Annotated in this window: 6 protein-coding genes; 3 read left to right on the forward strand and 3 right to left on the reverse strand. The window is 72.4% G+C overall.

What is annotated here, in order from left to right; genetic code table 11:
• The first annotated feature begins 20 nt into the window (after positions 1-20).
• Positions 21-2354: a transglycosylase domain-containing protein gene (locus UK12_RS07150; protein ID WP_052681667.1), complete on the forward strand. Its 2334-nt coding sequence runs from the start codon at positions 21-23 to the stop codon at positions 2352-2354.
• A gap of 195 nt (positions 2355-2549) precedes the next feature.
• The gene (locus tag UK12_RS07155; RefSeq protein ID WP_197084626.1) at positions 2550-3509 is read left to right on the forward strand and encodes a DMT family transporter; all 960 of its coding nucleotides are present in this window, start codon (positions 2550-2552) and stop codon (positions 3507-3509) included.
• Positions 3510-3811: 302 nt separating this feature from the next.
• Here the strand turns inward: UK12_RS07155 and UK12_RS07160 are convergent, their stop codons facing one another.
• The gene (locus UK12_RS07160; protein WP_156178586.1) at positions 3812-4114 is read right to left on the reverse strand and encodes a GroES family chaperonin; all 303 of its coding nucleotides are present in this window, start codon (positions 4112-4114) and stop codon (positions 3812-3814) included.
• 219 nt (positions 4115-4333) lie between these two features.
• On the reverse strand, positions 4334-4678 hold the full coding sequence (locus tag UK12_RS07165) for a DUF3618 domain-containing protein (RefSeq protein ID WP_045300780.1): 345 nt from the start codon (positions 4676-4678) through the stop codon (positions 4334-4336).
• A 144-nt stretch (positions 4679-4822) separates the two neighbouring features.
• Between UK12_RS07165 and bcp the strand changes: the two genes are divergently transcribed.
• Complete coding sequence (gene bcp, locus UK12_RS07170; RefSeq protein WP_045300836.1) at positions 4823-5299, forward strand: thioredoxin-dependent thiol peroxidase; 477 nt, start codon at positions 4823-4825, stop codon at positions 5297-5299.
• 91 nt (positions 5300-5390) lie between these two features.
• Here bcp and UK12_RS07175 read toward each other — a convergent pair whose 3' ends face one another.
• The gene (locus UK12_RS07175) at positions 5391-5987 is read right to left on the reverse strand and encodes a hypothetical protein (RefSeq protein WP_331386637.1); all 597 of its coding nucleotides are present in this window, start codon (positions 5985-5987) and stop codon (positions 5391-5393) included.
• Positions 5988-6315: the final 328 nt, after the last annotated feature.

A 6315-nucleotide genomic window follows, 5' to 3' on the forward strand; every position in this document is an offset into this window, starting at 1 on the left:
AAATCACCCATAATCCACCCATGAGCCAGGAGCCACCGGACCAACCCGCCACCGCCGGAAGCACGCCACCGCGCACCCCGAGCCCGCACGACTCGCTGGAGGGCGAGGACCGCGCCGAGGGCTCCCGCCGTGACCGCCGCCGCGCCAAGCGGACCGCCCGCAGGGCCCGCCGCCGGGCGCTGCCCCGCCGGCGCCGGCTGCTGCCGACCTGGCGGATGACGGTCGGCAGCCTGCTCGGCCTGCTCCTACTGGGCATCACGGCCTTTGTGACGCTCTATCTGCTGGTCCCCGTCCCGGACCCGAACGCCCACGCCGTGGCGCAGAGCACCGTCTACTACTACGCGGACGGCACCACCGAACTGGCCCGCACCGGCGCGGTGAACCGCGAGGACGTGGCGATCGGCCAGATTCCGCCGGCCACCCAGCAGGCCGTGGTCTCCGCCGAGGACCGCTCGTTCTACCGGAACAAGGGCATCGACCTCAAGGGCATGCTCCGCGCCGCCTGGAACACCGCCGCCGGCAAGGGCACCCAGGGCGGCTCCACCATCACCCAGCAGTACGTCAAGAACCACTACCTCACGCAGGACCAGACCATCACCCGCAAGGTCAAGGAACTGTTCATCTCGCTCAAGGTCGACCAGCAGCAGAGCAAGGACGACATCCTGGCCGGCTATCTCAACACCAGCTACTTCGGCCGCAACGCCTACGGCATCCAGACCGCCGCCCACGCCTACTACGGCATCGACGCCGCCAGGCTGACACTCGCCCAGGGCGCCTACCTCGCCACCCTGCTGCAGGCCCCGAGCACGTACGACGTCAGGACCAGCACCCCCGCCAACCGCGAGAAGGCCATCGCCCGCTGGAACTACGTCCTGGACGGCATGGTCTCAATGGGCTTCCTGTCACCCGCCGAACGCGCCTCGCTGACCTTCCCCGAGCCGATCGACCCGCAGCCCACCAAGGGCCTGAGCGGGCAGGCCGGCTACCTGGTCGGGATCGTCGACGACTACCTCGCCGCCACCGGAGTCCTGGACACCGCCAGTCTCAAGGCCGGCGGCTGGAAGATCACCACCACCTTCGACAAGGCCAAGCAGGACGCCTTCGTGGCCGCCGTCCGCAGCGAGCTCACCACCCAGCTCGATCCGAAGGCCCGCCCCGACTCCGACACCGCCGTCCGGGTCGCCGGCGCCTCGATCGACCCCGCCACCGGCCGGATCGTCGCCGTCTACGGCGGCCCCGACTACGCCGGCCAGCCCTTCAACGACGCCACCCGGCAGGACAACCAGGTCGGCTCCACCTTCAAGCCGATCGACCTCGCCGCCGGACTGGAGGGCAACCACACCACCCAGGACGGCTACCGGATCACCACCCAGACCCTCTACGAGGGCGACAGCCGCCTCCCGGTCATCGGCGGCCCGAGCGTCTACGCGCCGCCCAACGAGGACGACATCGACTACGGCCTCGTCACCCTCCGCTACGCCATGATGAAGTCGGTCAACTCGGTCTTCGCCCAGGAGGGCGTGGACGTGGGACTGGCCGCCGTCCGGCGGACCGCCGTACAGCTGGGCCTGCCCGAGACCGTCCCCGGCATGGACCCGGCCAACACCTCGATGACCCTGGGCACCGCCACCCCCAGCGCGATCGACCTGGCCTCGGTGTACGCGACGTTCGCCAACCACGGCCAGGCGATCACCCCTTGGCCGGTCCTCAAGCTGGAGCGCCCCGGCGACAGCGAAGTCCCCAAGCTGCCGGGGCACCCCGCCCGCACCGCCGTCAGCCGGGGCACCGCCGACGCCGTCACCGACGTCCTGCAGGACGTGGTCAGCTCCAGCGGCACCGGCGCCCTCGCGCTCTCCCTCAACCGCCCGGCCGCCGGGAAGACCGGCACGACCGACAGCAACCGGTCCGCCTGGTTCGCCGGGTACACCCCCGAACTCACCACCGCGGTCGGCCTGTTCCGCGAGGACCCGAAGACCCACGCCAAACTGCCGCTCACCGGAACGGCCGGCTTCACCCGGATCAACGGAGGCGCCTTCCCCACCGCGATCTGGACCGCCTACATGACCGCGGCACTGCACGGCGGCCCGGTCCGGTCCTTCGACCTCCAGGTGGACCGCGACAACGCCCAGTACGCCGAGGCCCCGCCGCCCAACCCGGCCCGGCGCAGGCCGCACTCCCCGGCACCCTCGCACCCGCGCTCGCCGGCGCCCGCTCCCAAGCCCTCCCCCACGCCTTCGCACTCGCCGTCGCCCACCCCCAGCCCGACCGGACTCCCGACGGGGCTCCCCACCCGGTTCCCCTCCGGCAGCCCGTTCCGGCTCCCCGGCGGCACCCCCGCTCTCCCCAGGCCGTGAGGCCCGGGAGCGGCGTACGTCCTCGGGAGTAGGGTGGGCGCCATGCATCGCGGAGTTCTGCCACCTCCTGCCGCCTAGGCGGGCGGCAGGCCACTGAAGACCCCGTCCCGGGCGACCTCGGTCCCCGGGCCGGTCGTTGCTGCCCGCGGCCCGGAGCACACGACCGACATCCGAGTCTTCCGTGGGAGAACCCCCGTGTCCTCTGCCGTACGCACCCTGTCCACCGGACGGGGCATGCTCTACATCACCGTGGCCGCCACCTCCTGGGGCACCGCGGGCGCCGCCGCCGCCCTCTGCTTCGACGGCAGCGGCCTGGGCCCGATGGCCCTCACCTTCTGGCGCGCCCTCGGTGGGCTGGTCCTGCTGCTGATCGCCTCCCGGGCGACCGGCCGCCGCCCCCTCGGCGCGACCCCGCAGCCGCACCGCCGCAGGGTCACCGACACCCTGGCCAACGGCCTCGGCCTGACCCTCTTCCAGGCCGCCTACTTCGAGGCCGTCCAGGGCACCGGGCTGGCGGTGGCCACCGTGGTCACCCTCGGCGCGGCACCCGTCATGATCGCCGTCGGCGCCCGGCTCACCATGGGCGAGCGGATCGGCGGCGCGGGCACCGTCGCCGTAGCCGGTGCGCTGACCGGCCTCGCCGTCCTGGTCCTCGGGGACGGCGGCAGCAGCGAGGTCCGCCCCGCCGGGGTGGCCTGGGCGCTGCTCTCGGCCGCCGGCTACGCCTGCATCACCGTCTACACCCGCAGGCAGGGCCGGGCCGGACGGCAGCCGGACGCCTTCGGCACCACCGTCCGCTCCTTCGCGGTCTGCACCGTCTGCCTGCTCCCCCTGGCCGCCGCCGAGGGGCTGTGGCCGCACGCGGCCGGCCTCGGGCGCACCGTCGCACTGCTGCTGTACATCGCCGCCGTACCCACCGCCCTCGGGTACGCGCTGTACTTCGCCGGAGCCGCGACCGTACGGGCGACCACCGCCTCGGTGATCGCGCTGATCGAACCGGTCAGCGCCACCGTGATCGCGGTCCTGCTGCTCGGCGAGCACCTCACCGCCGCGACCGTGGGCGGCACCACCGTCCTGCTGGCCTCCGTCACCGGCCTCGCCCTCGCCGAGGCCCGCATCGCCGTCCGCAGCCGCCCGGCCCCCGCCACGCGGTAGTCCGCTCCCGACCACTACACGGCCTGGGCGGGCGGTGTCGTTCCGACGGACAGCGCTGCACCGCATCCGGTCCAGCCGCCTCGTCCGCCACGAATCCCACCGTTCAGCCACACGCGGCTTCATCTGCCGACATCCCGTCAGAAGGCGTAGGGCCACCCTCTCCTGGATCATCCCCGGTTGCCCGGGCCAGGTCGACGAGGCCCACCTGGCCGTTCTGATCGAGCCCCGAAGCCCCTGGAAGCGGTCGGGCCCTCCCCGACAACCGGGAAGGGCCCGACCGCGCCGCCGAGCGGCACACCGGATCACAGGTAGAGGCCGGTCGAGCCCTCCGTGTCGCCGAAGCGCATCGCCGCCACCGCGTGCAGGTCGCGCTCGCGCAGCAGCACATAGGTGGCGCCGCGCACCTCGACCTCCAGCTTGTCCTCCGGGTCGTACAGCACCCGGTCACCGGGCTCCACGGAGCGCACGCTCTGGCCGACGGCGACGGCTTCCGCCCAGGTGCAGCGCTTCGAGAGCTCGGCGGTCGCGGGAATGAGAATCCCGCCGGTCGAACGGCGTTCGCCCTCCCCGCCCTCGGTCTTCACCAGCACCCGGTCGTGCAACATCTTGATCGGCAGCTTCTCGCCCAGCCGGTCGTGACGGGGCGCCTCGTGCTGCTGGCTCTGCTCTGCATTCGTGCTCACGTCCCCGACGGTACCCGGCCCGTGCCGCCGCCGTGACGCTGACCCGGCAGGCGGAACGGGCACACCGGACCGGCGCGCCGAAGGGGCATGCGAAAGGGGCCGGTCTCCCGGCCCCTTCCCCCCGGACTCCCCGGGGGTGGATCAGCCCCGCTTGCGCTTGCTGCGCGCGGAGGCGAACAGCAGCAGCACGCCGACACCCACCAGCGCGGCCGGAATGACCCGCTCCTGCCGCGGCCGGCCGTCCGCATCCGTGAACTTCGCCTTCAGCTGCTCGACGGCACCGCTCGCCGCCACGTACGCGCGCCCGGCCCTCTGCTCGACCGAGGCCACCATCTTCGCCTTGGTCTGCGCGGCCACCGTGCTCGGGTGGACCCGCATGGCGAGTTCGTCGAGGTTCACCGCCAGCTGCTTACGGGTCCGCTCGATGTCGGCCTCGATCTGGGCGGTCGTCCGCGCCGCCTTGCCCTCAGTGCCGGCCTTGCCCACTCGGGCCACCCCTTACCTGATCACTCGTCCTGTCCATCAGGGCCAGTCTGTCAGCTGCCCCGCCCATCCGCGCGGCCCACCCACCATCGGGAGGTAAGTTTGCCGTGGTACGACCACCAGTCCACGCACGAGGAGAGATCCACCGTGAGCGAGCGCCTCAAGGCCGGCGAGACCGCCCCCGCCTTCACCCTGCCCGACGCCGACGGCAAGCAGGTGTCCCTCGCCGACCATCTCGGCCGCAAGGTGATCGTCTACTTCTACCCCGCCGCCCTCACCCCGGGCTGCACCACCCAGGCCTGCGACTTCACCGACAACCTGGAGGTCTTCGCGGGCGCCGGGTACGACGTCATCGGCATCTCTCCCGACAAGCCCGAGAAGCTCGGCAAGTTCCGCGAGACCGAGGACCTCAAGGTCACCCTGGTCTCCGACGAGGACAAGTCCGTCCTGGCGGCGTACGGCGCGTACGGCGAGAAGCAGCTGTACGGCAAGACCGTGGTCGGCGTGATCCGCTCCACCATCGTGGTCGACGAACAGGGCAAGGTCGAGCACGCCCTCTACAACGTCAAGGCCACCGGTCACGTCGCCAAGCTGCTCCGCGACCTGAAGATCCCCACCTCCTGACCTTCGGCGCGCCCGCACGGGCGCGGGGAACGCAGCGGTGGCGGCACACCCCCCGACTGGGTGCGCCGCCACCGCCGTCCGTCACCTCGGGTCAGCAGGGACCGAGGTCGCTCCAGACACCCCACGGACCGGTGGTCGAGGGGTCCTCACCCGTGGTCCACCACTTGTTGCTGCTCAGAAGGTTGAAGTGCCCCTGGTACGGGAGTGACGGGTCCATCTCCGCACCCGCGACCCCCGGGAAGGTCATCCCGGTCGCGGCGTTGTTCGGACCGCCCGAGCCGACCGAGAGCCTGTTGTCGCCGCCGACGTGCGCGAAGGCGTAGTTGAGGTGGGTGACCTTGTCCCAGGGGATGTTGTTCACCAGGTAGGCGGGCGTGCCGTCCCTGCCGGTCCGCCAGCCGGTGAAGTAGCCGATGACGCGGCGCTGGTGGTCCGCGCCCATCTGCTCACGGCCCGAGCCGTCGTAGACGTTGCAGTACGGCACGTCCACCCCGGGAGTGGTGTACACGCCGTCGGGGCGACAGGACTGGCTGTCGACCGGGGCCGACGCCTGCGAGGGCGCCGCACCCAGCGTGGCGACCAGCAGACCGGCCAACCCGGCGGCGGCCGCGGCGGCGAACGCCACCCGCGGACCGGTGGTCCGGCGGCCGGCAGCGGTGGGATGCTGCTCCGCCCTGGTCCGGATCAACACTCGGCCTCCAGGAGTGAGTGTCGGTGCGCTGTGGGGACGCAGGTGGGGGTTACGGGCACACCCCACAGCCGACCCCCGGTCAACTCGCCCGGCTGCCACGCTGCAGGTTGGCGTGACCGCATGTGGTCTGAACCACATGGGTCAATAGGTCTGTACCAATTGGCAGCCATCCACTGTCAAGTCCATCCGGCGACTCCCCCCACATCTTCCTCCCCCCCCCCACCCCCCCCCCCCCCCCCCCCACCCCCCCCCCCCCCCCCCCCCGCCCCCCCCCCCCCCGCCCCTCCGGGCGCTCCCGCTGCCCCCCCACGACACCCGCAACACC

It is taken from the genome of Saccharothrix sp. ST-888 (assembly GCF_000955975.1).
In the GTDB taxonomy this organism is placed as follows: Bacteria; Actinomycetota; Actinomycetes; order Streptomycetales; family Streptomycetaceae; genus Kitasatospora.